Origin of the sequence: Actinokineospora sp. NBRC 105648 (assembly GCF_030269645.1) — a bacterium.
Taxonomy (GTDB): Bacteria; Actinomycetota; Actinomycetes; order Mycobacteriales; family Pseudonocardiaceae; genus Actinokineospora.
This window is the reverse complement of sequence record NZ_BSTR01000006.1, coordinates 197,937-221,539: the sequence shown is the minus strand read 5'-3', so window position 1 is coordinate 221,539 and position 23,603 is coordinate 197,937. Positions and strand designations below refer to the sequence as shown.

Sequence of the window (23,603 nt, the reverse complement as noted above, 5' to 3'; positions counted from 1 at the left end):
GGCGGAAAGGCGGCGGAAAGGCGGCGACAAGGCGGCGGAAAGGTCCGTGGTTAGCGTGCGGGTCGGCGTCCACCGAGCCGGGCGGTCCGGGTCGGCCGAGTCCCCACGGGGGTACCAGCGATGATCATCGAAGCCGTCGCGGCCAAGGTCGCGTTCGTCGTCAAGGGCGCGGTCGCCGTGGCCGCCCACCAGGGGCTCACCGCGTCGGTGGCCCAGCAGTTCGCGAGCATGATCGGCTCGGCCGGGCTGGTCGCCGCCCTGCACTGGCTGGTGGCCACGCTGTCCGCCGCGGGCGCCACGGTCGTCCTCCTCCAGGCCATCGAGCGCCTGATCGTGGCCATCGAGCACGGTCGCCCGCTCCCCGCCATCGAGGCCGCCGCCGACATCGTCGCGGGCGCGTTCCGGAAGTGACCCGAGATCGGAGGCTGTCGTGAAGGAGAGACTGGCTTTGCTGCTCGGCCTGCTGCTGGTGGCGGCCGTCGTCGCCCCGCCCGCGTCGGCGACCTCCAGCGCGGTGGGCGTGATCGCCTGCCCGGAGATCCTGCCGGAGCACCCGCACATCTCGTCCTACAACCTGAGGAACCTCAACCGGGTCGACATCAAGACGAGCGCGGGGTTCACCTGCGTGTCGTTGGGCGGCGAGTACGCCGTCACCGCGCGCATCACGCTGGAGCGGCAGACCCCGTCCGGGGGCTTCCAGGCGGTCGTGGTGGGCAAGCCGGTCACCAAGACCGTCGCGGGCCTGCCGCAGACGTGGTTCCGCGGCGAGCTGTTCGCGGTCGGCCCGTGCTCGCCGGGCACCTACCGGGGCAGGATCGACATCGACTCGCAGATGCTCGGCCAGCCGACGCCCAAGCGCTACGGAACGCGGTACTCGGACCCGCGGCCGATCGACTGCCTGCCGAAGCGGACGTCGATGGTCATCGACGACACCGGGTCCATGGCCGGGGTCATCGGCAGTGTCTCCACCTCGCTGTCCGCCTACATCGCCGCGCGGCCGGAGGACGAGTACACCAGGTGGAGCCTGACCACGTTCAAGGACAGCCCCACCGACGTCGGCACGACCGACGACCGCGCCGAGGCGCTGGGGTGGGTCAACGCGCTGACCGCGGGCGGTGGCGGTGACTGCCCGGAGGACGTCCTGGGCGGCATCAACTCCGGCGTGGCCGCGCTCGGCGGCGACCCGGGCGTCGAACGGCAGATGCTCGTGGCCACCGACGCCTCCGCCCAGGCGGGTGACGTGGACGGGATCATCGCCTCCGCGCGGGCGGCAGGCGTGCGCGTCAACGTCCTGCTGACCGGCGACTGCGGCGCGGCGGCGGCGCGGTCGGCGTTGGCGGGCCCGTTGCCGAGCCAGGTCGTCCTCAAGCGCATCGCGGACGAGACCGGCGGCCGGTACTACTACCTGCCCGGCGGCAGCGAGGCGGACTTCACCACCGCGCTGGGGCAGATCTTCGCCCAGATCGCCGACCCGACACCACCGAACGGCCCCGCGGCGGTCGGGTCCATCGCCGGTGACGGCCAGTCGACACCCGCGGGCACACGATTCCCGACACCGCTGGCGGCGGCCGTCACCAACACCTCCGGTCAACCCACGGCAGGCACCTCGGTCACCTTCACCATCAACGGCACCGCGACCTTCCCCGACGACACCAACACCGCCACGGTCACCACCGGGGCCGACGGTCGGGCCACCGCACCCGCGATCACCGCGGGCGCCACCACCGGACCGGTCACCGTCACGGCCAGCACCCCGGGCGCGACGTCGGCGACCTTCGCCGAGACCGTCACCGCCGCCGTTCCCGCCGCCATCACGGCGACCTCCGGTAGCGGCCAGTCCGCCACCGCGGGCACGACGTTCGCCGCACCTCTGGTCGCCACAGTCACCACCACCGCCGGAACCCCAGCCGTGGACACACCGGTCACCTTCACCGTCACAAGCGGAGCAGCCACCTTCCCCGGCGGCACGACCACCGCGACGGTGAACACGGCCACCGACGGGCAAGCCACCTCGCCCACACTCAGCGCGGGCACCACCACCGGCGCGATCACCATCAGCGCCACCGCCGCAGGGGTGACAAACCCGGTTGCCTTCACCGGGACGGTCACCGCACCCCAGGGCCCGGCCAAGTCCGACCTGGCCGTGACCATCTCCGCGCCCACCAACGCAACCAGCGGCGCACCGTTCACCGTGACGCTGACCGTCCGCAACAACGGCCCCGCGGCCGCGACAGCGGTCTACTCGGGCATCTCCCTACCCAGGGGCCTACGCATCACCAACCCCGGCGGCGGAACCCTCACCGACAACAACCGCGCCGTCGCCTTCTCCCGCCCGTCACTCACCGCCGGCGCGACGGCGACCTACACCATCACCGTGATCTCCGACCGCAACCTGACCGGACCCCAGAACCTCGTCGCCGCAGGCGCCTCGATCAAGGTGGGCGATCCCAACTACCGCAACAACATCGCCACAGCCCGGTTGACCCTGCGCAGGTAGTACCCGGGGCCGTCGGGACGGGGTGTCGTCGAGCTGGACTGGAACGAGGAGAGGGCCGGGAACCCCCGGCCCTCTCCATCCGCAGCTTGGCTGACAAACTGCGAAGCGCCTCCACATCAAGGGAAACCACCCACACGCGCCACCCGGGTCGGCCTAACCTGATCACGTGACCACGCCTGACGAGGCCGTGCACTGGGCCTGGACCTGGAAGCCCAACCAAAGCACCGTCATGAAGGTCGTCAACGCCATCGGAGCCGCGGTGATCTTCGGCGGCACGACCGCGGTGGGCTACTTCGCCGTCGCGGGATTCGCCGGACCGTGGTGGGGCGCGGCGGCGGGACTGGTGGTGCTGCTGTTCGGCTTCCCCCCGTTCAACCTCCTCTGGTCCCCGCCGGTGTTCCGCCGCGAACCGAGGCTCTACGTCGGGACGCACATGCTGGTCTTCTGCGGGGTCGCCACGACCATCCGGTGGATGCGCACCGGCCACCAGCGCGAGGTCGTGGCGGTGCGGGTGGTGCCCCCGGTCGGACCGACGCACGTCGAGCTGCGCCGACACGACGGCACCCAGTGGACCGTCCCGTTCAGCGACATCACCTCGCTGCGGATCCTCTACCGCCGCGTGGAGGACGACCACACCCCCAGCGAGGTCATGGGCGCCCTGGTCCTCGACGACGACCTGGTGCGCCTGCGGGCGATCCCCCACAGCACCGAGATGAAGCACTGGGTGGCCGCGTTCAAAGCCGCAGGCGTGTCGGTCTCGGAAGCCGAGGAAGTGGTCTTCATCGACGTCTAGCCACGCGGTCGCGCGGTTCCGCCGCGAGGGTCTGCGCGCTGTCGCTGGTCGCAGCGGTGCTCGTGGTCGCCAGGGCCGATTCGGCCTACCTGCTCGGGCTGGGACGGCGCTCCTGGAATGGGCCGGTCAACCTGTGCCGCGACGCGCGAGACGGCCGAAGGTGAGCCATACGTCCTTTGTGGACATCAAGGGGCGAGAGCGATGTGGCCGGTTTCCGGCATCCGTGGGGCTCGTTCGGCGTGCGCCGATTCGCAACCGAACGCTCTAGGGGTGGCGCTATGCGGGGCGGCGGGTCACTCTCGGCCGGGGTCGGGCCTGGTGGCCGAGGGCCAGTCGATGTCCGAGTCCCCGTCCGCGGGGCCGGTCGGGGGCGAGGCGGGGAAGTACCGGGTCAGCTTGGGGAACATGCTTGACTCTCCTGCGCGAGACGACTTCCGGATCTCTCACCATAGAGCGATGTGCCATCGGGGGAAACCCTTTTGGCAAGCCTGGCAAGATCCGGTCGGCGCCGGGGATCAGTCCGGTTCGTCGGCCGACGGGGACGGCTGCTCGTGCCCGGTGCAGGCCAGGGCGGTGGCCAGGTCGCGCCAGATGCGGGCGGCCAGGGTGCTGTCGCGGGCGCGTTCGGCTTGCTCGGCCAGCTCCCGCAGCAGCTGGACGCCCTCGGGGGCCCGGCCGGACAGGATCAGCACCCGCGCGCGCATGGCGGTGAACTGGATCCGGTCGCGCGGCGGCAGGACCAACGGCTGCTCGACGACCTGGGCGGGCAGGGCTCGCGGGTCCGCCCGCTGACCGCCCGCCACGGCCAAGTGGCCGCGCAGCAGGGCGAGTTGGTGCTTGTCCCGGTCGTCACCGGCCAGCGCCACGATCGGCTCGGCCTCGGCCAGGCAGGCGGCGGCCTCGACGGCGCGCGGCTGGTCGGCCTGCAGGTGCACCGCCGCCGCCGCCAGCCGCAGCCGCGCCCACTGGGCGGGGTCGGCGTGACCGTCGCACCGGGCGATCGCGCGCCCCAGCAGCTCGCCGGCGACCGCCAGCTCGCCGAGCAGCGTGCGGGCGGTCCCGGCCAGCCAGAGCGCCTCCACCACCAGCGGCGCGGGCGACCGCTCGGTCAGCGCGCGGAGCTCGTCGGCGTACCGGGCCGCCTCGGACACCCGGCCCGCGCCCAGCTCGGCGAGCACCAGGGCGTGCCAGGCCGGGACCTGGTCCGCGACGGTGAGCGCGGCGGACAGCGACCGCGCCTCCGCTGCCCGGGCCGCGGCGGCGTCCGCCTGGTCCAGGGCCAGCAGGCAGGCCGACAGGTGCACCCTGGCGCGGACGCGCAGCTCGGCGGTGTCCAGCCGGTCGCCGAGGGCGACCAGCTCGACCAGCAGCTCGTGCTCCAGTTCGCGCTCACCCTCGTCGCGGCGCACCGCGGCCAGCCGCCACAGCGCCTGCCAGCGGAGGAACTCCGCCCGGCCGCCGTCGCCGGTCACCGCCTCGGAGAGCGGGCCCGCGAGGTCGGACCGGTCCTGCGCGGAGACCGCGAGGGCCAGGACGTGCGAGAGCGACGGCGGCGGCGTGTCGTCGAAAGCGGAGGCGGGGACGCCCAACTGGTCGGCGAGGAACCGCACGGCGCGGGGTGTCGGCGGGCGGGCCCCCGACTCCAGCCGCGACAGGTAGCCGGTGGACATGCCCCCGGCGGCGAGCGCGGCCTGCGACAACCCCTTCGCCAGCCGCACCGCCCTGAGGCGCCGACCGAACGCAGGCTGCTCCACCGCCACCTCCCCCATCGCGCGGGCGTCGCGGGTGACACACCGCCCCCTCACATTGTGGCCAGGGCAACGGGGGTTGGCAAACCTGTCAACAAGCCGGAACGCCGCGGTTCGCGGCACACCGAAGGCCGATTGACCGTCTGGCAACTGTGTGCCAACCTTGCCAACCGGGGTGACAGGCGAGCGGGCACCACGCCGCGGGGCCGATCCGGGTGGTGGTCCGCGCGGTCGGCGGACCGCCCGCCGCCCCGATCCTGAAGTCCTCAGTGGACCGACGCGCCGCCGGGGCGGGGAACCGGTACACCCGCCCACCGGCCTGGAGGGTGGACCGATGTCCCAGTTCGACGACCCCGGGTTCTTCGGGGAGCAGTGGGCCGACGACTACGACGACATCTGCGAGACCGACCCGGGACCGGCGGTGGACTTCCTCGCCGAGCTGGCGGGCGCGGGCCGGGTCCTGGAACTGGCCAGCGGCACCGGCCGGGTGACCGTGCCGCTGGCCGCGCGCGGCGTGCGCGTCAGTGCCCTGGAGGGCTCGGCCGAGATGGTGGCCAAGATGCGCGAGAAGCCGGGCGGGCGAGACATCCCCACCATCGTCGGCGACATGGCCGACATCGCGCTGACCGGGCCGTTCGACGTGGTGTACCTGCTGTTCAACACCTTCTTCAACCTGACCGACCCGGCTCGGCAACGGCGGTGCCTGCGCAACGCCACCCGCGTGCTCGCCCCCGGTGGGGCGCTGGTGCTCGAGTGCTACGTGCCGGACCCGTCGGCCTACCCGCGCGGCGAGCACGTCCGGGCGATCCGGGTCCTCGACGACCGGGTCGCCCTGGAGGCCTACCGGTTCGACCTGTCCACGCAGACCTTCGTCAGCCAGAAGATCTTCATCGACGAGCGCGGCGGGGTGCGGCTGCGGGCGCACTCGGAGCGGTACTGCTGGCCCGCGGAGCTGGACCTCATGGCCGAGCTCGAGGGGCTGCGGTTGGCCGCGCGGTACGCCGGTTGGGACCGCCGCGCGTTCGGCGCGGACAGCCGGGACCACGTCTCCGTCTACCGCAAGCCGTGAGGCCGACCGTGTTGCCTCGGCAGGCAACACGGTCGGCGCCTGCCCGAACCGATCGGGGAGCGGCGACCGCGGCACCGCTCGCGGGCAGCCCCGCCCACCCACGGCGGGAGCGGGCGATGGGGACACGCTGGAGTCCATCCGCGACACCGCCCGAGCAAGGTGCAGTACTGTTGTTGACAACTCGTTGCCAACAGGCTTCGCTCACGCGATGATGGGGTCGGCAACCGCGGGCACCGCGCGATCGCCGTGCGGCGCGAACCGGTTCGAGCGGCAGAGCAGGCAAGGGGGAAAGCGCGAAGGAGGATCCATGGACAACCCGACATTCGGCCCACGGCTGCGAGCTCTCCGCCTGGAGCGCGGGCTGTCCCAGGCGGCGTTGGCCGAAGGGGGTCTGTCCACCGGCTACCTCTCGCGCTTGGAGTCCGGGGCGCGCCAGCCCACCGAGCGGGTGCTCGTGCACCTGTCCGCCCGGCTCGGCGTGCCGCTCTCGGCGTTCGAGGGCGACGACCGGCCGCGAGCCCTCTCGCTGGCCCAGGTCCTCGCCGCGGTGACCTCGGCGATGGGCACCGGCGCGGGCGGCGCGCAGCCGGTCGCCGACGACGGCGTGGCCGAGGTGCTGCAAGAGGCGCTGGCGGCCGAGGAGAGCCAGGACAGCGCCCTGCGCTGGCAGGCGCTGTGGCTGCTGGCGGGCATCCGCAGCCAGCAGAGCCGCTACGACGAGGAGAACACCCTCCTGGCCGAGCTGGTGTCCCTCAGCGACGAGCTGGCGTCCCAGGAGCTGCGGGCCAGGGGACGCACCCGCCGGTCCCGCTGCCTGCGCCTGCTCGGCGACACCGGCGCCGCGCGCAGGCTCGCCCAAGAGGCGCACGAGCTGGCCGCGGAGCTGCCGGTGGACGACCGGGCTGCCGCCCTGCACGCGCTCATCTCCGCGGAGGCGGAGGCGGGCGTGCTCGGCGAGGCCCGCGCGCACGCCGACGAGCTGTGCGCGCTGACCGAGGACGCCCGCGGCAAGCGGCTGGTCGAGGCCCTGTGGGCGTCGGCCACGGTGCACATCCGCCAGGGCGACCACGCCAACGCGCAGCGGGCGCTGGACCGCGCGCTGGAGGAGCTCGACAGCCACCGCGACCTGACGCTGTGGGTGCGCCTGCGGCTGGCCGCAGCCTCGCTGCACCTGCAGACGGCGCAACCGCGGACCGACCGGGTCCGCGCGGTCATCGCCGAGGTCGAACCCGTGGTCACCCGCGTCGGTTCGGAGCTGCACCAGCAGCAGTTGCGCGTCCTGCTGGCGCAGCTGGCCTTCGCCGAGGACCGGCTGGAGGAGGCGGCGGCGCTGTGCGCGGCCGTGGCCGCGGACGACCTCCTGCTGTCCTTCCGCGACCGGATCCGGTTCCAGGCGCTGCGCGGCAGCCTCATGCTGCTCGACGGCCGCGTCGAGGCGGGTACGGCGCTGATGCACGACCTCGCCGGGCAGGCCCAGCAGGCGCGCAACGTCGAGCTGGCCGCCGAGGTGTGGCGCGGCCTGGCCAAGACGCTGGCGAAGGTCTACGGCCTGCCCGCGGCCGCGGATCCCGCCGTCGAACCGGGACCGCAGCTGACCGGTCAGAACACCGGCGCGGGCTGACCGGCGGCCCCGGGCGGCCTGCCCGGGCGACCACCCGGCGTTGGCAACATCGGCACACCACCTTGCCGGATGCCGGGCACAATTGGGCTGCCCGGCCGGGCACACTCGGGTAACGTCGCCGGCAGTCGACCCCCGGAGGCGCCCCGGAATGACGGTCCTCAACCTCGGCATCCTCGCCCACGTGGACGCGGGCAAGACCAGCCTGACCGAACGGCTGCTGCACCGCACCGGTGTCATCGACGAGGTGGGCAGCGTGGACGAGGGCAGCACCCAGACCGACACGATGGAGCTGGAACGCCGCCGGGGCATCACCATCCGGTCCGCCGTGGCCTCCTTCAGCGCGGGCGGGCGCACGGTCAACCTCATCGACACCCCCGGGCACTCCGACTTCATCGCCGAGGTGGAGCGGGTGCTCGGCGTCCTCGACGGCGCGGTGCTGGTGATCTCGGCGGTCGAGGGCGTGCAGGGGCAGACCAGGGTGCTCGCCCGCGCCCTGCGCAGGCTCGGCATCCCCACGCTGCTGTTCGTCAACAAGCTCGACCGCCGCGGCGCCGACCCCGACCGGGTGCTGCGCGGCATCGCCGAGAAGCTCGGCGCCGACGCGGTGCCGATGGGCGCCGCGAGCGGGCCCGGCACCCCGGCGGCGGCGTTCACCCCGTACCGGCTGGACGACCCGGTCTTCGCCGAACCGGCCACCGACCTGCTGACCCGCGCGGACGACCGGCTGCTCGCCGCCGCCGTGCGCGGCGGCGGCACCGCCGACCCGGACCTGCTGCTGCGCGCACTGGCCGAGCAGACCGCGAGCGGCGCGGCGCACCCGGTGTACTTCGGCTCGGCGATCACCGGCGCCGGGGTGGACGCGCTGCTCGACGGGATCGCCGGGCTGCTGCCGGTGGCGGGCGGCGAACCCGGCAACCCGGCGTCCGGCACGGTGTTCAAGATCGAGCGCGGGCCGGCGGGTGAGCGGATCGCGCACGTGCGGATGTTCGACGGGACCCTGCGCGTGCGGGACCGGGTGCGGCTGCGGACCAGGGCCGGGGCGCGGGTCGAGGACCGGGTCACCGCCCTCACGGTGTTCGACCGTGGCGTGGCCACCCGCTCGGACGCCCTGGTGGCGGGTCAGATCGGCACCGTTCGCGGGCTGGCGAACGTGCGCGTCGGCGACCCGGTCGGCGACCCGGCGCCGGGCGCGTCGGCGGACGGGGAGTTCCCCCCGCCGACGCTGGAGACCGTCGTGTCGCCGGTGGACCCGGCCGACCGGGGCGCCGCGCACGCCGCGCTGAGCCTGCTGGCCGAGCAGGACCCGCTGATCAACCTGCGGCACGACGGGGTGCGCGAGGAGATCGCGCTCTCCCTCTACGGCGAGGTGCAGAAGGAGGTCATCGAGGCCACCCTGGCCGAGGAGCACGGGGTGGCGGTGACCTTCGCCCCCACGACCACGATCTGCCTGGAGCGGCCCACCGGCAGCGGGTCGGCCGTCGAGCTGATCGGGGTGCCGCCGAACCCGTTCCTGGCCACGGTGGGGCTGCGGGTCGACCCCGCGCCGACCGGGTCCGGGGTGGTGTTCGGCCTCGGGGTGGAGCTGGGATCGATGCCCGCGGCGTTCTTCCGGGCGGTCGAGGAGTCGGTGCGCGCCACGCTCGCCGAGGGTCTGTGCGGGTGGCGGGTGCGCGACTGCGCGGTGACCATGACGCACTCGGGCTACTGGGCCAGGCAGAGCCATTCGCACGGGACGTTCGACAAGAGCATGTCCAGCACGGCGGGCGACTTCCGCGACCTGGCGCCGCTGGTGCTGATGGCGGCGCTGCGCGAGGCCGGGACGACCGTGCACGAGCCGGTGGACCGGTTCCGGTTGGAGCTCCCGCCGGACGCGGTCGACGCCGTCCTCCCGGTCCTGACGCGCCTCGGCGGGATCCCGGACGCGACCGAGCCCGCGGGTTCGGCCACCGTGGTGACCGGGGTGCTGCCCGCGGCCCGGGTGCACGAGCTGCGGGTGTCGCTCCCCTCGCTCACCAGGGGCGAGGGCCTGCTGGAAGCCGTGTTCGACCACCACCGGCCGGTGACCGGCGAGGCGCCCCGCCGCGCGCGGACCGACGACAACCCGCTCAACCGCGAGGAATACCTGCTGCGCACCCTGCGCCGCGTGTGACCGACCACGGCGGCCGGCTTCGCCTTGAGTCCTCCGGCGAGATCCAGCCCTTCCTCTTGGCAATTCATGCATCTCATGTTGCCAAAATTGGGCAGCCCTCGGCCGAGATGAGGGCATCATCGCTGGCATAGGCGCTGCCAGTGTGGCAAGGTGGAGGCAGATCGCTGGCACAACGACCGCACTCGGACCGGCTGGGCCGGTGGCCCCCAGGTCCGGCGAGCACCGGGAGCACGCGTGAGGGACACCGCCGATCCGCTGACCAGCACCGCTCGGGCGAGCGCGGCCAGGGCCCGCGACCGGGCGCACGTCTGGCACACCTGGTCACCGATCGACGCCGACCGGACCGAGCTGATGGTGGTCCGCGGCGAGGGGCACCGGGTGTGGGACGTCGACGGCCGCGAGTACCTCGACGCCGGGTCGCTGAACTCCACCTGCGGCTACCGCCACCCGGAGGTCGTCGCCGCGCTCACCGCGCAGCTCGACCGGCTGCACCACTTCGACCTCGCCACGGCCACCCACGACCGAGCGGGCCTGCTGGCCGAGCGGCTGGCGGGCCACCTGCCCGCGGGCATGGCCAAGACGCTGTTCGTCAACAGCGGGTCCGAGGGCGTCGAGGCGGCGATGATCATGGCCGCCTGCTGGTCGTCCTACCGGGGGGAGAACCGCACGCGGGTGGTGTCGCTGGCCCGCGGCTACCAGGGTGCGACGATGGTGTCCCGGAGCCTCTCGGCGTTGCCGCGCAACCAGAACCCGCTGTCGCCGCCGCTGCCCGTCACCATGGTGGACCTGCCGTGCGCGACCGAGGACGTGCGACGGCCAGCGGCGCTGGCCCCGCTGCTCGCCGCCTTCGACCGGGCCGTCAACGACCACCCCGACGGCCCGCCGCTGGCGGTCGTCGTGGAGCCGTTCCTCAACGTCGGCGGCGGTGTCGTGCTGCCCGAGGGGTTCCTGCGCGGGGTCCGCGAGCTGTGCGACGCGTCGGGGGCGCTGCTCGTGCTGGACGAGGTGTTCACCGCCTACGGCCGGTCCGGGCGCATGTTCGCCTGCGTGCGCGAGGACGTCGCACCGGACATCCTCGTCTCCGGCAAGGGGCTCGGCGGCGGCTACGTGCCGATCGGCGCGGTGAGCGCGCGGGCCCGGGTGCACGACGAGTTCCGCAACGACCCCGTCGTCGGCGGCCTGCGCTACGGCCACACCACCTCCGGCCACGCGCTCGGCGTCACCGCCGCCCTGGCCTGCCTCGACGTGCTGGAGAAGGACCGGCTGGTGGAGCGCGCGGACGAGCTGGGCGGCCGGATGCTCCGGCGGCTCGCCGCGCTGTCCGACCTCGACGGCGTCCTCGACGTCCGCGGCCTCGGCCTGATCCTGGTGGTGCAGACGCCGTCGGCCGAGCACGCGGCGGCGGTCCTGGCCAGGGGCAGGCGCGCCGGGGTGCTGCTGCGGCAGCAGGGGGACGCGGTCATGGTCGTGCCCCCGCTCACCGTCGACGACGAGGCGGCCACCGAGATCACCGACGCCACCCTGTCCCTGATCCGCGCCGAGCTGGCCTGATGGGAGGGACCGCCGTGCGCACCGCCACCACGGCCCTGGTGACCGGGGCCAACAAGGGCATCGGCCTCCAGGCCGTGCGCCAGCTCGCCGAGCTGGGCCTGACCGTGCTGCTGGGCAGCCGCGACCCGGACCGGGGTGCCCGGGCGGCGGCCGAGTTGGCCGCGCGGGGCGTGCGGGCCGAGCCGGTCACCCTCGACGTGACCGACGCCGGGTCCGTGCGGGCCGCGGCCGAGCACATCGACGACCGCCACGGCGTGCTCGACGTGCTGGTCAACAACGCCGGGATCTTCCTCGGCCCGCTGTCGCTGGACACCACCGCCGAGGACCTGCGCCCGCTCTACGAGACCAACGTCTTCGGCGTGGTCACCGTGACCCGGGCGATGCTGCCGCTGCTGCGCCGCTCCCGGGCCCCGCGGGTGGTCAACGTGTCCAGCACGACCGCGTCGGTCGAGCTGACCCGGCGGCCGGAGCCGATCCCCGGCGACCCGACCCGGCGGCTGGCCTACGCCAGTTCCAAGGCCGCGCTGAACATGCTCACCGCCCAGTACGCCGAGGCCTTCGAGCGGGACCCGGAGCTGGCCCGGATCAAGGTCAACGCGGTGGCGCCGGGGTTCACCGCCACCGACCTGAACGGGTTCACCGGCACCCGGACCGCGGCAGAGGGCGCCCGGGTCATCACCCGGCTGGCGACCCTGCCCGACGACGGCCCGAGCGGCGGGTTCTTCGACGACCGGGGCCCCCTGCCCTGGTGACACCGATGCGGGAGGACCACGATGCCCAACCCCCAGCAGCACGGCGCGCACGCGGAGATCGTCTTCGCCATCGACGACAACTACGTCCGGCCCGCCGCCGTGGCGGCCAGGTCGATCCGCGCCGGGCTGCGCGACCCGGCGGCGCGGCCGCGGTTCCACATCATCGACGGCGGCCTGAGCGCGGCGGGGCGGACCGAGGTGGCGGAGCGGGTGGGCGCGCACGGCGACGTGCTGGTGCACCGGCTGACCGACATGGTGCGGCTGCCGCAGGAGATGATCAAGCACTGGACCTCGTCCGCGCTGGGCAGGCTCTACGTCGGCGACGTGCTGCCCGCCGACGTGCACCGCGCGGTCTACCTCGACGTGGACACCCTGGTGCTCGGCGACCTCACCGAGCTGCTCGACGTCGACCTGGGCGGGCGCACCCTCGGCGCCTCGCTCAACGAGGTCGGCGGCGAGCGGTCGTGGCGGCTCGGCGAGACCGCGGTCTACAGCGACCACGGCGCCGAGGCGCCCGGGTACTTCAACTCCGGCGTGCTGCTGATCGATGTGGACCGCTGGCGCGCGGACGGCGTGACCGCCCGGGCGGTCGAGCTGTACCGGCGCTACGGCGACCAGTTCCGCACCCACGACCAGGACGTGCTCAACATCCTGTTCTCCGGCGACTGGGTCCCGTTCCCGGAGAAGTGGAACAAGCTCGTCGAGCACTCGGTGCACGGCCGGTTCGGCAACGGCCGCCTCGACTACCTGACCGAGCCCGACGGGCTGGTGCACTTCATCGGCGGGGTCAAGCCGTGGCACGACGAGTTCCCGCCCAACTCACTGCGCGCGCTCTACCGGGAGTACCAGGACGCGGAGTACCCGCGGTCCTCGGCGGCCTGACGGACACCCCCTGATGGGACTCTGCCGAGCCCCATCAGGGGGTGGGGGCCCCTGTGCGCTCGCTGTGCCTGCTCACCACGCGCAGCAGCACCAGGGCGGCGGCGTAGAAGATCGCCATCGCGGCGGCCATCGGTAGCAGCGAACCGCTCCCGAGGACACCGGTCAGCGGCGTCATCGCCGCGCCGACGAGGAACCCGCAGCCGCCCTGCAGGGACGCCGCGGTCCCCGCCGCGCGCCTGCCCGCCTGCTGGGCGAGGACGGTGGTGGCGGGAACGGTGAGCCCGGTGCCGCCCACCACGACGCACAGCAGCACCCACGGCACGGCCACCGGCGCGCCCGGGGCGAACAGCGCCGTGGCGAGCAGCCCCACCGAGGCCAGCGCGCCGCTGGTGACCCCGACGGCGCGCAGCGGCTCGGCGCCGACCCGGCCGACCAGGACCCGGAACAGCACGCCGGTGAGCGCCATGGCCGCGGCGTTGGAGGCGAAGACGACCGAGTACAGCCCCGGCCCCACGTCGAACGCCGAGCGCAGCACGAAGGCCGACCCGCCGATGTAGGTGAAGAACCCGGCCGCGGACAGGCAGTAGACGGCGACGTGGCGCATGAAGCCCCAGTCGCGCGCGAGATCGGCCATCCGCGCCCCGTACTGGCGCAGCCCTGGCGGGTGCCTGCGCTCGGGCGGCAGCGTCTCCGGGATGCCCACCAGCACCGCGACGACCATGACCGCGCCCAGCGCGGTGAGCACGGCGAACACCGTGCGCCAGGTGCCGACGCCGAGGATGGCGCCGCCGAGCACGGGCGCGACGATCGGCCCGAGGAAGCTGATCGAGGCCAGGGTGCCGAACATCGCGGCCGCGGCGGTGCCCTCGTGGGCGTCGGTCACCACCGCCCGCCCGATGACCACTCCCCCGCCCGCGGCGATGCCCGCGACCAACCGGGCCGCGACCAGGACCGCCCCGTTGGGCGCGATGGCGCAGACCGCGGTGAGCGCGGTGAACAGGAGCGCGCCGATCAGCAGCAGCTTGCGCCTGCCGGTGGCGTCGCTGACCGCGCCCAGCACCAGTTGCCCGACGGCCATGCCCGCGATGAACGCGGTGAGGGTCAGCTGCGCGGTGGTGGCGCTGGACTGCAGTGACTGCCGCAGGTCCGGCAGCGCGGCGAGGTAGGTGTCGGTCGCGAACGGGCCGATGCCCGTCACGAGCGCCAGCGCGGCGGTGGCGGGTCTGGTGCGGCGCGCGGCGCCCCGCCCGCTCACGCCGCGGGCGCGAGACCGGCGCCGCCGGTCGCCTCGGCGAGGTTGAGCACCGCGTCGGCCAGGAACTTGGTGGCCCAGTTGGGGAACGCGGCGGGCTCGAACCCGCCGGACAGCGGCCACGACCCCGGTAGCGCGCCGACGGCGGCCGGTTCGAGCGGCTGGCGGACCTGCAGCTCGACCAGCCGGTCGACGACCGCGGCGGCGCGGGCGCGCAGCTCGTCGCCGCGGTGGCGCTTGGCGGTGTCGAGCCAGACCGTGACCAGTTGGGCGTCACCGGTCAGGCAGGCGTAGTCGGCGGCCGGGGTGAAACCGCCGCCGATCTGCCCCGGCAGCAGGGGGTGCAGCGGGGAGACCAGGTCGGCGAGCCCGAGGGCGGCGCGGTCGGCGGGCGCCCTGGCGCGCGCGGCGCGCTCGTCGTCGCCGAGCGCGTCGGCGGTGCGGTGCAGACCGCGCAGCGCGTAGGCGGTGGTGTGCGTCCACGGCACGCGGCTGTCGTCGAACCCGGTGCGCGGGATCCAGCCGTCCGGTTCGACCTGGTCGAGGACCCAGTCCAGCGAGCGGTGCGCGCAGGCCAGGTGGGCGGGGTCCCCGGTCTGCCGCCACACCGCGGCGACCGCCCAGGTGACCCGGGTGGCGTAGGTGTTCGCCCAGCCCAGGTGCGACAGCCACGCCCCGGAGGGCAGTTGCCGGGCGCACAACCAGTCGACGGCGCGGGCGGCGGCGTCGAGCGCGGACCGGTCGCCGTCGCGCTCCCAGCGGGCCAGCAGGCCCAGGACGATCTGGCCGGTGTCGAACACCACCGGGTCGCCGTCGGTACCGGTGCCGCCGGGGAACGCGCCGTCGGGGCGCTGCAGGCCCAGCAGCCACTCGCCGATCTCCCCGGCCCGCTCGGCCGGGTCCGGGTCGCCGAGGGCGTCGGCGGCCCGCAGCATCGTGGGGATCAGGTAGCCACTGGTCTCGGGGTAGGTGGGCTGCCAGCCGCCCACCAGCTCGTACCCGGCGGAGACGCCTCGACGACCGGTCGCCTCGTGCGCGGCGGCCACCCAGGCCATCGCGTCGGCGAGCGCTCGGCGGTGGGACGGGTTCACTGCGGTACCTCCCGCGGGGACGCGCGCCCCGGTCGTCGGTGTCGGTTCGACTGGCGGCAGATCGAGTATGGCGGCTGTGACAACCGCGGGCACAGCTGGCAAACCCGTCATCTGACGGTGAACCGCACCCCGTCCGCGAGGTCGTCGGCGAGCGCGGCCGCCGCGGCCGGGTCCGCCGCGCCCACCACGACCACGCCCGCGCGGCCGCCGGAGTCGCGCACCGGGGCGACCACGTCCCCCGGGTGGACCGAGAGGTCCGCGTGCAGCACCGCCGGGTGCAGGCGGACCCGGTCCCAGCCGGCCACGTCGAGCAGCTCGCCCGGCTCGGCCACCAGGAACCGGACCGCGCCCGCCCGGGTGGGCCGCAGGTCGGCGGGCGGCCCGACGCCCAGCAGGTCGTCGTAGAGCAGGCCGAACAGCTCCAGGCCGGGCACCGCGGCGGTGAGCAGCCGGTGCAGCCAGTCGCCGCCGGGTCGGGCGTGGACCTCGCCGAGCACCACTTCGCCCGCGCGAAGCCAGAACTCCACGTGGAAGACCCCGGAACGCAGCCCCAGGGCGGTGAGCGCGCCGCACACGGCTTTTTCGGCCTCCGCGCGGCGATGTTCGGGCAGTTCGGCGGGCAGGACGTGCCCGCTCTCGACGAACCAGGGCGGCGGGAGCTTGTCCTTCGCCGTCACGGCCAGCACCCGCGGGGCGCCCCCGAGGAAGACCCCCTCGGCGCTGAACTCCGGACCGCTGACGAACTCCTCGACCAGGAACGGCTCCCGGTCGGGCAGTCCGGCGACGGCCGCGGGCAGGTCATCGGGGCCTGCGACGCCGCGCACACCGACGCTGCCCATCCCCGCCCTCGGCTTGACCACCCACGGCCCGCGGGACGCGGCGAGGAACTCGGCCGCGGCGGCCTCATCCCGGCAGAGCCGCACGGCGGGCTGCGGGAAGCCCGCGGCGGCCAACGCCGCCCGGCACACGTCCTTGTCCCGGGTGCGCGCGATGGCCTCGGGCGGGTTCCCCGGTACCCCGAACACCTCCGCGCACGCCGCCGTGGCGGCCAGGACCGGGTCGCGCAGGCCCAGGACCAGGTCGAAGCGCGTGCCCCTGGCCGCCTCGGCGCGGGCCCAGCGCGCGCAGTCGGCGGGGTCCTCCGGGTCGGCCGCGGAGACGGCGTCGGCCAGCGCGGTGATCTCCGCGGTCGCGGCGAGCTGGTCGGGGCGGCCCAGGACGTGCGTGCGCACGCCCCGGTCGCGGGCCTGGCGCAGCGCGTCGCCGACGATGTCGCGGCTGGACGCGATCGGGCTCGCACCGCCGACGAGCAGCACGGCGGGCCTCACGCGGCCGACCCCGCCAGCAGCCTGCGCAGCCAGTCGGCCCGGGCGCGGCGGGCGGTCTCGGACACCACCGCGTCCGGGACCCACTCGTCGAAGCTGTGGAACGCGCCGGACCACACGTGCAGCTCGGCCGCACCACCCGCGGCCCAGATCCGGCTCGCGTAGCCGACCGCCTCGTCGCGCAGCGCCTCCACCGAGCCGACGTCGATGAACGCGGGCGGCAGCCCGGACAGGTCGGTGGCCCGCCACGGCGCGGAGGCCTCGGCGACCTCCGCGGTACCCCGCCGGTCGCCGAGCAGGGCGGTCCAGCCCGCGCGGTTCGACGCCCCGTCCCACAGCCCGGCGTGCTCCAGCTGCGCCATCGACGCGGTGCCGCAGGTGTCGTCGAGCATCGGGCACTGCAGCATCTGCCCCAGCAGCCGCGGCCCGCCACGGGCGCGGGCCAGCAGCGCCAGCCCGGCGGCCAGGGCCCCGCCCGCGCTGTTGCCGCTGACGACGACCCGGTCGGGGTCCACGCCGAGGGCCTCGGCGTTGTCGACGGTCCACCTCAGTGCGGTGTAGCAGTCCAGCAGCGGGATCGGGTCCGGGTGCTCCGGGGCCAGCCGGTACGCCACGGCCACCACCGCCAGGCACAGCTCCCGCGCGCGGCCCAGCTCGTCGACCAGCTCGGCGCCGCGGTTGTCGCCCGCGACCATGCCGCCGCCGTGGGTGTTGAACACCACCGGGTGCGGGCCGGGCCGGTCGGTGGGGGTGCAGATGAGCACCGAGACCCCCGCGCGGCCCGGCACCGACTCGGTGCGGACGTCGAAGGCGCCGCCGCAGCGGATCGACTCGTCGTCGAGGCTGCCCGCCGCGGTGCGGGCGCGCCGGTCGGCGACCAGCTCCGGGGTGAGCGGCACCGGCATCCCGGCGAGGATCTCCCGCAGCGGTCCCGCCAGCTCGGGGTCCAGCGGCGGGTGCGCGGTTCTGGTCTGCGTCGTCATGGGTGTCCCAGGTGGTCGGCGGATCGGGTTCAGGCGGACCGGCGGTCGGGCCGGGCGGCGTCGAGGGCCGCCCGGACCAGGTCCAGCGGCGGGTGCTCGACGAGGTAGAAGTGGTCGCCCACGACGACGTGCTCGGTCAGCTCGCCGGTGGTCAGCTCGGGCCACGGGCGCCGGTCGGCGTCGTCGTCCGCGTCGCCGACGATGGTGGTGACCGGGCAGCGCAGCCGGGGCAGCGGCGGGTTCGGGTGGGCCCGGAACATGGCGCCGTCGGCCTCGACGTAGGGCAGCACCAGCTCGAGGAAGTACGGGTCGGCGGCCAGCTCCGGGTCGGTGCCGCCGAGGGCGACGAGCCGGGCGGCCAGCGCCGCCGCGTCCGGCTCCGGCTCGGCGGACAGGTCGGGCAGCGGGCCGGTCCGGGAGCCGGAGGCGATCAGCCGCGCGGGCCCGCGGCCCAGCTCGGCCAACCGGCGCGCGGCCTCCAGCGCCACCACCGCGCCCATGCTGTGGCCGAGCAGCACTAGGGGCCGGTCGTCGAGCGCGGCGAGGGCGTCGGCGCTGTCGCGGCCCAGCAGCACCAGGTCGGTCGGCGGCTCCTCGGCGATCCGCTCGGCCCGGCCGGGGTAGCGCACGGCGACGACCTCGACCTCCGGCAGCGCGTCCGGCCAGTCCTGGAAGAAGGCCGCCGAGCCGCCCGCGTGCGCGAAGCAGGCCAGCCGGGTGGCGGCCTCGGGTCGCGGCTGCGGGCGGTGCAGCCAGGTCTGCGGGTCGGCGGTCACGACGCGTTCTCCTCCCTGGTCGCCCCGGTGCGCGCGGCGCGCTGCTGCCGCGAGCGCTGGGCGCGCACGGCCCGGGCCCGGCGCGCAGCGAGCTGCCTGCTCTCGGTGCGGTCCGCGGTCGGCGTGGGGTCCGCGGCGAGCAGGCGGGCCTGCTCGGTCACGGTGGTGTGCCGGTAGAGCGCGACGACCGACGGCCGCGTCCCGGTGTGCTCCTCCAGCGCGTTCTGCAGGTGGAACAGGGTGAGCGAGTGCCCGCCGAGGTCGAAGAAGTTGGTGTCCGGCGGCACCTGGTCCCGGTGCAGGACCTGCGCCCAGGCGGCCGACACGGCGGCCACCGGGCCGTCCGGTCCGGCGGGGGCGGTGCCCTGCGCGGGCCCGGTCGGTTCGACCACCGTGTCGGCCTCGGCGCGCAGCCGATCGCGGTCGACCTTGCCCCGGTAGGTGACCGGCAGCCGGTCGAGCAGGTGGATGCGGCCCGGCCGGGCGGCGGGCGCGAGCGATTCCGCCAGGTGGGCGCGGATGCCGTCCTCGGTCGCCCCGGGCCCGGCGGCGGCGAAGGCGACCAGGGTCGTGCCCGCGCCGTCGGTGACCACGGCGGCGTCGTCGACGCCGGGGGCGGCGCGCAGCGCGGTCTCCACCTCGCCCAGCTCGATCCGGTGGCCCCGCACCTTGACCTGGTGGTCGAGCCTGCCCAGGAACTCGAGCTCGCCCCCGGTGGTCCAGCGGACCCGGTCGCCGGTGCGGTAGACGCGGGCGCCGGGCTCGTCGGCGAACGGGTCGGGGCCGAAGGCGGCGGCGGTCGCCTCGGGCGCGCCGAGGTAGCCGTCGGTCACCCCGCGGCCGCCGATGTGCAGCTCGCCGGGGACGCCGCGCGGGACGGGGTCGCCGTGCTCGCCGAGCACGTAGAGCCGCGCGCCGGGCACCGGTCCGCCGATGGTGACCGGACCGGGGGCGGTGTAGCGGCGGTAGCTGGCCCAGACGGTCGCCTCGGTCGGGCCGTACTCGTTGACCACCGCCACCCCCGGGTGCTCGGCGAAGTGGCGGGCCAGCAAGCGTTCCGGCAGCGGCTCCCCCGCCAGGATGACGGTCCGCAGCGAGGACAGGTCGGCGCCCGCGGACAGCAGGACCGCGTGCAGCGAGGGGATGCACAGCAGGTGGGTCACGCCGTGCTCGGCGATGAGCCCACCCAGCGCGCGCGGGTCGCGCACCTGGTCGGCGGTGGCGACGACCAGCGTGCCGCCCGCGGTGAGCGTGCCCCACAGGCCCGCGACTGAGGAGTCGAACGCCAGCGGGGACACCAGCAGGAACACCGGGGCGCCGGGGTAGACCGCTCGCCGGGCCGCGGTCGAGTCCGCGAGCCGGGCGTGGTCGACGGGCACCCCCTTGGGCTCGCCGGAGCTGCCAGAAGTGTGGATCACGTAGGCGGTGTCGGCGCCGTTGACGGCCGGGCGCTCGACCCGCGGCCGATGCGCGGCCGTGTCGGCGCGCACCAGGTCCACATTGGACAGTCGATCGGCGGTGGTCTCGGTGACCACGGCTCGGGTGACCCCGGCGGCGCGCAGGACGGCGGCCAGCTTGGCGTCCGGCTGCGCTGCCTCGAGCGGCACGTAGGCCGCGCCCGCGCGCAGCACACCGAGCACCGCGGCCACCATTGCCACGGACGGCGGCACGAGCACGGCGACCCGTTCGCCGCGGCACGGTCCAGACACGAGCAGGGCGGCCGCGACCCGGTCGGCCCACGCGTCGAGCTGGGCGTAGGTCAGCGCGACCCCGTCCGACCGCACCGCGACCGCGTCCGGGGTGCTGTGGGCGAACGCGGCGACCAGTTCGTGCACCGGCGTGCGCGGGTGGTCCGGCAGCGGTTCGCCGCGGCCCAGGTGCAGGACGTCGGCGACCGCGTCGGCCCGGGCCGTGGTCCCGCCCGCTGCGCTGCCGTCCGCGGCGTTGGCATCTGCTGTGCTGCCGTGTGCTGTGCTGCCGTGTGCTGGGGTGCCGTGTGCTGGGGTGCCCTCCGGTGTGAACATCGGCGCTCCTTCGATCGGTGTCGGGGTCGATCGGGTGTCGGGCTCGGTCGGCTCTGCGGTCGGTCCTGGGGTCGGGCCCGGGTGCTCGGCCCTCACGCGGTGCCCACCCGCTCGGCGCCGAGCAGGTCGGTGACGATCTCGGTCTGGCGGCGCAGGGTGCGCCCGACGAGCATCTGGCGCAGCGGCACCCGGACGCCCACCTCCTGGTGCAGGGCGCGGGCCAGCTGGGTGATCAGCAGCGAGTCGCCGCCGAGGGCGAAGAAGTCGGAGTCGGGCCGCACGTCGGGGCGGCCGAGCACCCGCGCCCACAGCCTGGCCAGCACCTCTGGCACGTCCTCGGGCCGCTCCGGCTCCGGGTCGGCGGCGGGCACGGTGGCCGTGCTGGGGGCGGTGGGGACGGTCCTGGCCAGCTCGGGGGCGAGCCTGCGCGGTCCGTGGAACGGGTAGGTCGGCAGCCGGGCGAGGTCGCCGTCGCCGGCGTGGGCCGGGAGGTCGACCGGCTGGCCGAGGGTCCACAGCGCCCCGAACGCGGTCCGCACGTCCCGTTCGGCGTGCCCGCCCGCGCACAGCGGGACGGCCCGCAGGTCGGCGGCCTCGGCGGCCGCGGACAGCGCGCGCCCCGGGCCGACCTCGACGGCGACCGCGCCCGGGAACCGGCGGCCGAGCGCGGCCAGGTTGTCGGCGAAGCGCACCGGTCGCCGGGCGGCGTCGACGAACGCCCGCACGGGCACCGGCGTGCCCGGCTCGACGAGCCCGCCGGTGGCGTTCGCCGCGTACGGGGTCGTCGGCGGCCGGGTGGTGGCTTCCGCCAGCGCGGCGGTGAGCGCGGGCAGCGCCGGTTCGATCAGGGTGGAGTGGAACGCGCGGGACGTCCGGAGCCGGGTCACCCGGAAGTGGTCCGCCGCGGCCTCCGCGACCGCGTCCACCTGGTCCGGTCGACCCGCGAGCACGCAACTGTCGGCGCCGTTGACCGCGGCCAGTTCGACGTCCGCACCCGCCGCTGCCGCGAGGTCCAGCGCGGTGTGCTCGTCGCAGGCGATGGCCACCATGGCACCGTCCGGGCAGGTGCTCATCGCCGCGCCCCGGGCGATGACCAAGCGGATGGCGGTGGGCAGGTCGAGCACGCCCGCCAGGCAGGCGGCGGTGATCTCGCCGACGCTGTGGCCCGCGTACGCGGCGGGGACCAGGCCAGCGCCGGTGAGCGCGGTGGCGGCGGCGTGCTCGACGACGAACAGCGCGGGCTGCGCGAGGTCGGTGGCCGCCAGCTCGTCGGCGGGGAAGCCCGGGTCGTGCAGGGCCGCGCGCAGCCGGCTGACCAGCGGTTCGGGGACGTGGGCGAGGCAGTCGTCGAGGGCCTCGGCGAAGCCGGGCAGCGCCGCGGTGAGCGGGCGGGCCATCCCCGGTCGCTGCGAGCCCTGGCCGGGGAACAGGAACACCAGCGGCGACGGCCCGGTACCCGGGCGCTCGCCGACCACGACGCCGTCGCCCGCGCGCAGCCTGGCCACGGCGTCGGCGGTGCTGTCGACCACCACGGCGAGCCGGTGCGGCAGCTCGGCGCGGGCGGTGGCCAGGGTGTGCGCCGCGTCGGCGAGCGGCGGCGCGTCCTCGCCTTCGAGCCGGTCGGCCAGCCGCCGCGCCATGCGCTCCACGGCGTCGCGGTCGTTTGCGGACAGGGCAAGCAGCCGGAGCCGGTCCGGCCGCGGCGCCCGCGGACCCTCAGCGGGGGCCTGCTCGACCACGGCATGTGCGTTGGTCCCGCCCACGCCGAACGAGCTGACCCCGGCGCGGCGCGGGAGCGGCCCGGTCCACGGCTCCGCGGCGGTGGGCACCCGCAACGGCGACCCGTCGACCTCCAGCAGCGGGTTGAGCCGGCCGAACCCGGCTACCGGCGGCACCACGCCCGCGCGCAGCACCAGCAGGGCCTTGACCAGGCCCGCCAGACCGGAGGCCGAGTCGAGGTGGCCGACCGCGGACTTCAGCGCGCCGACGGCGATGCTGCCCGGCCCGGCGCCCGCCAGGGCGGCCGAGGCCGCCGCCCACTCGATGGGGTCGCCGACCCGGGTGCCGGTGGCGTGCGCCTCCAGGTAGCCCAGGTCGGCGGCGTCGACGTCGGCGGCGGCCAGCGCGGCCCGGATGACCGCCTCCTGGCCGGACACCGAGGGCGCGTAGTAGCCGACCTTTGCCGCGCCGTCGTTGTTGATCGCGGTGCCGAGCACGGTCCCGTACGGGACCGGTCCGTCCGCCAAGGCGTCGCCGAGGCGGCTGAGCACCACCGCGACGGCGCCCGACCCGGCGACCACGCCGTCGGCGCGCTCGTCGAAGGGCAGGCAGTCGCCGGACTCGGACTGGATCGCGCCGGGCACGTGCAGGTGGCCCGCCTGCGGGTGATCGATGCCCGCCGCCACGACGACGGCTCGGTCGCACTCGTGGTTCTGCAGCGCCTGCACCGCCAGGTGCAGGGCGACCAGGGAGGACGAGCAGGCGGTGCGCACCCCGATGGCCGGGCCGGTGAGGCCGAGCTTGTAGGAGACCAGGCTGGCGATGAAGTCGGGCTCGGTGCCGTGCAGGGCCTGGTCGAGCGTCTGCGGGTCGAGCGGGCCGCCGGTCAGCATGGCGCGCAGGTAGCCGCTGCCGCTGTCGGAGGCGTAGACGGCGGTGCCCGCGCCGCGGTCGGCGTGCGGGCGGACGCAGGCGTCCTCCAGTGCCGACCAGGCGACCTCCAGCATGAGCCGGTGCTGCGGGTCCATCAGTTCGGCGTCGCGGTCGCAGATGCCGAACAGGGCGCTGTCGAACCGGTCGGCGTCCTCGAGCACGCCGTGCACCGGCACCCAGCCGGGGTCCTCGGCCAGGTCGTCGGACAGGCCGCTCGCCCGCAGCCGGTCCCGGTCGAGCCGGGTGAACAGCCTGCGGCCCTCGGTGATCGCCGCCCACCACTGGTCCAGGCCGTGCACGCCGGGTAGGCGCGCGGACAGCCCGGTGACGGCGACGTCGAGTCCCTGATCGCGTTCCATCGATCCCCCTAGCCGGTGCGAGCGCCACGCGTACCGCACCGAGGTTGCCATTGTTGCCTACATGATGGCAAGCTTTTGC

Annotated in this window: 17 protein-coding genes; 9 read left to right on the top strand and 8 right to left on the bottom strand. The window is 75.2% G+C overall.

Annotated elements, in window-relative coordinates; translation table 11 throughout:
- The first annotated feature begins 120 nt into the window (after positions 1-120).
- The 3 genes from QSK30_RS08600 to QSK30_RS08590 all read left to right on the top strand — a co-directional run bounded on the left by QSK30_RS08600 (position 121) and on the right by QSK30_RS08590 (position 3,290).
- Entirely contained in the window at positions 121-411 is a 291-nt protein-coding gene (locus tag QSK30_RS08600; RefSeq protein WP_285501094.1) for a hypothetical protein, read from the top strand.
- A 19-nt stretch (positions 412-430) separates the two neighbouring features.
- Positions 431-2,497: a hypothetical protein gene (locus tag QSK30_RS08595; protein ID WP_285501092.1), complete on the top strand. Its 2,067-nt coding sequence runs from the start codon at positions 431-433 to the stop codon at positions 2,495-2,497.
- A 166-nt stretch (positions 2,498-2,663) separates the two neighbouring features.
- Complete coding sequence (locus QSK30_RS08590) at positions 2,664-3,290, top strand: hypothetical protein (RefSeq protein WP_285501089.1); 627 nt, start codon at positions 2,664-2,666, stop codon at positions 3,288-3,290.
- A gap of 515 nt (positions 3,291-3,805) precedes the next feature.
- Here the strand turns inward: QSK30_RS08590 and QSK30_RS08585 are convergent.
- The gene (locus QSK30_RS08585) at positions 3,806-5,044 is read right to left on the bottom strand and encodes a helix-turn-helix domain-containing protein (RefSeq protein ID WP_285501087.1); all 1,239 of its coding nucleotides are present in this window, start codon (positions 5,042-5,044) and stop codon (positions 3,806-3,808) included.
- A 328-nt stretch (positions 5,045-5,372) separates the two neighbouring features.
- On the opposite strand from QSK30_RS08585, the gene QSK30_RS08580 reads away from it, so the two are divergent.
- The 6 genes from QSK30_RS08580 to QSK30_RS08555 all read left to right on the top strand — a co-directional run bounded on the left by QSK30_RS08580 (position 5,373) and on the right by QSK30_RS08555 (position 13,062).
- Entirely contained in the window at positions 5,373-6,107 is a 735-nt protein-coding gene (locus QSK30_RS08580) for a class I SAM-dependent methyltransferase (RefSeq protein WP_285501085.1), read from the top strand.
- A gap of 307 nt (positions 6,108-6,414) precedes the next feature.
- Positions 6,415-7,728 carry a helix-turn-helix domain-containing protein gene (locus QSK30_RS08575; protein ID WP_285501082.1) on the top strand — a complete coding sequence of 438 codons (1,314 nt, stop codon included), beginning with the start codon at positions 6,415-6,417 and terminating at the stop codon, positions 7,726-7,728.
- Between the two features lie 148 nt (positions 7,729-7,876).
- Complete coding sequence (locus QSK30_RS08570; protein ID WP_285501080.1) at positions 7,877-9,877, top strand: elongation factor G; 2,001 nt, start codon at positions 7,877-7,879, stop codon at positions 9,875-9,877.
- Positions 9,878-10,111: 234 nt separating this feature from the next.
- Positions 10,112-11,428, top strand: a complete 1,317-nt coding sequence (locus QSK30_RS08565) for an aminotransferase family protein (RefSeq protein ID WP_285501078.1) — start codon at positions 10,112-10,114, stop codon at positions 11,426-11,428.
- The gene (locus QSK30_RS08560) at positions 11,428-12,180 is read left to right on the top strand and encodes an SDR family NAD(P)-dependent oxidoreductase (protein ID WP_285501076.1); all 753 of its coding nucleotides are present in this window, start codon (positions 11,428-11,430) and stop codon (positions 12,178-12,180) included. Before QSK30_RS08565 ends, QSK30_RS08560 begins: the two co-directional genes overlap by 1 nt.
- A gap of 21 nt (positions 12,181-12,201) precedes the next feature.
- Positions 12,202-13,062 carry a glycosyltransferase family 8 protein gene (locus QSK30_RS08555; RefSeq protein ID WP_285501073.1) on the top strand — a complete coding sequence of 287 codons (861 nt, stop codon included), beginning with the start codon at positions 12,202-12,204 and terminating at the stop codon, positions 13,060-13,062.
- A 34-nt stretch (positions 13,063-13,096) separates the two neighbouring features.
- Here QSK30_RS08555 and QSK30_RS08550 read toward each other — a convergent pair whose 3' ends face one another.
- From QSK30_RS08550 to QSK30_RS08520, 7 genes are all read right to left on the bottom strand, one after another.
- A complete protein-coding gene (locus QSK30_RS08550; RefSeq protein WP_285501071.1) occupies positions 13,097-14,317 on the bottom strand; it encodes a multidrug effflux MFS transporter in 1,221 nt (406 codons plus the stop codon).
- Complete coding sequence (locus QSK30_RS08545) at positions 14,314-15,405, bottom strand: prenyltransferase/squalene oxidase repeat-containing protein (RefSeq protein WP_285501069.1); 1,092 nt, start codon at positions 15,403-15,405, stop codon at positions 14,314-14,316. Before QSK30_RS08545 ends, QSK30_RS08550 begins: the two co-directional genes overlap by 4 nt.
- 107 nt (positions 15,406-15,512) lie before the next feature.
- Positions 15,513-16,733, bottom strand: a complete 1,221-nt coding sequence (locus QSK30_RS08540; protein WP_285501067.1) for an ATP-grasp domain-containing protein — start codon at positions 16,731-16,733, stop codon at positions 15,513-15,515.
- Positions 16,730-17,713 (bottom strand): alpha/beta hydrolase, encoded by a 984-nt coding sequence (locus tag QSK30_RS08535; RefSeq protein ID WP_285501064.1) that lies wholly within the window; start codon positions 17,711-17,713, stop codon positions 16,730-16,732. The genes QSK30_RS08540 and QSK30_RS08535 overlap by 4 nt, the downstream gene beginning before the upstream one ends.
- A 29-nt stretch (positions 17,714-17,742) precedes the next feature.
- Positions 17,743-18,489: a thioesterase II family protein gene (locus tag QSK30_RS08530; RefSeq protein WP_285501063.1), complete on the bottom strand. Its 747-nt coding sequence runs from the start codon at positions 18,487-18,489 to the stop codon at positions 17,743-17,745.
- A complete protein-coding gene (locus QSK30_RS08525) occupies positions 18,486-20,513 on the bottom strand; it encodes a non-ribosomal peptide synthetase (protein WP_285501061.1) in 2,028 nt (675 codons plus the stop codon). The genes QSK30_RS08530 and QSK30_RS08525 overlap by 4 nt, the downstream gene beginning before the upstream one ends.
- 92 nt (positions 20,514-20,605) lie before the next feature.
- The gene (locus QSK30_RS08520) at positions 20,606-23,524 is read right to left on the bottom strand and encodes a type I polyketide synthase (RefSeq protein ID WP_285501059.1); all 2,919 of its coding nucleotides are present in this window, start codon (positions 23,522-23,524) and stop codon (positions 20,606-20,608) included.
- Between the last annotated feature and the right edge of the window lie 79 nt (positions 23,525-23,603).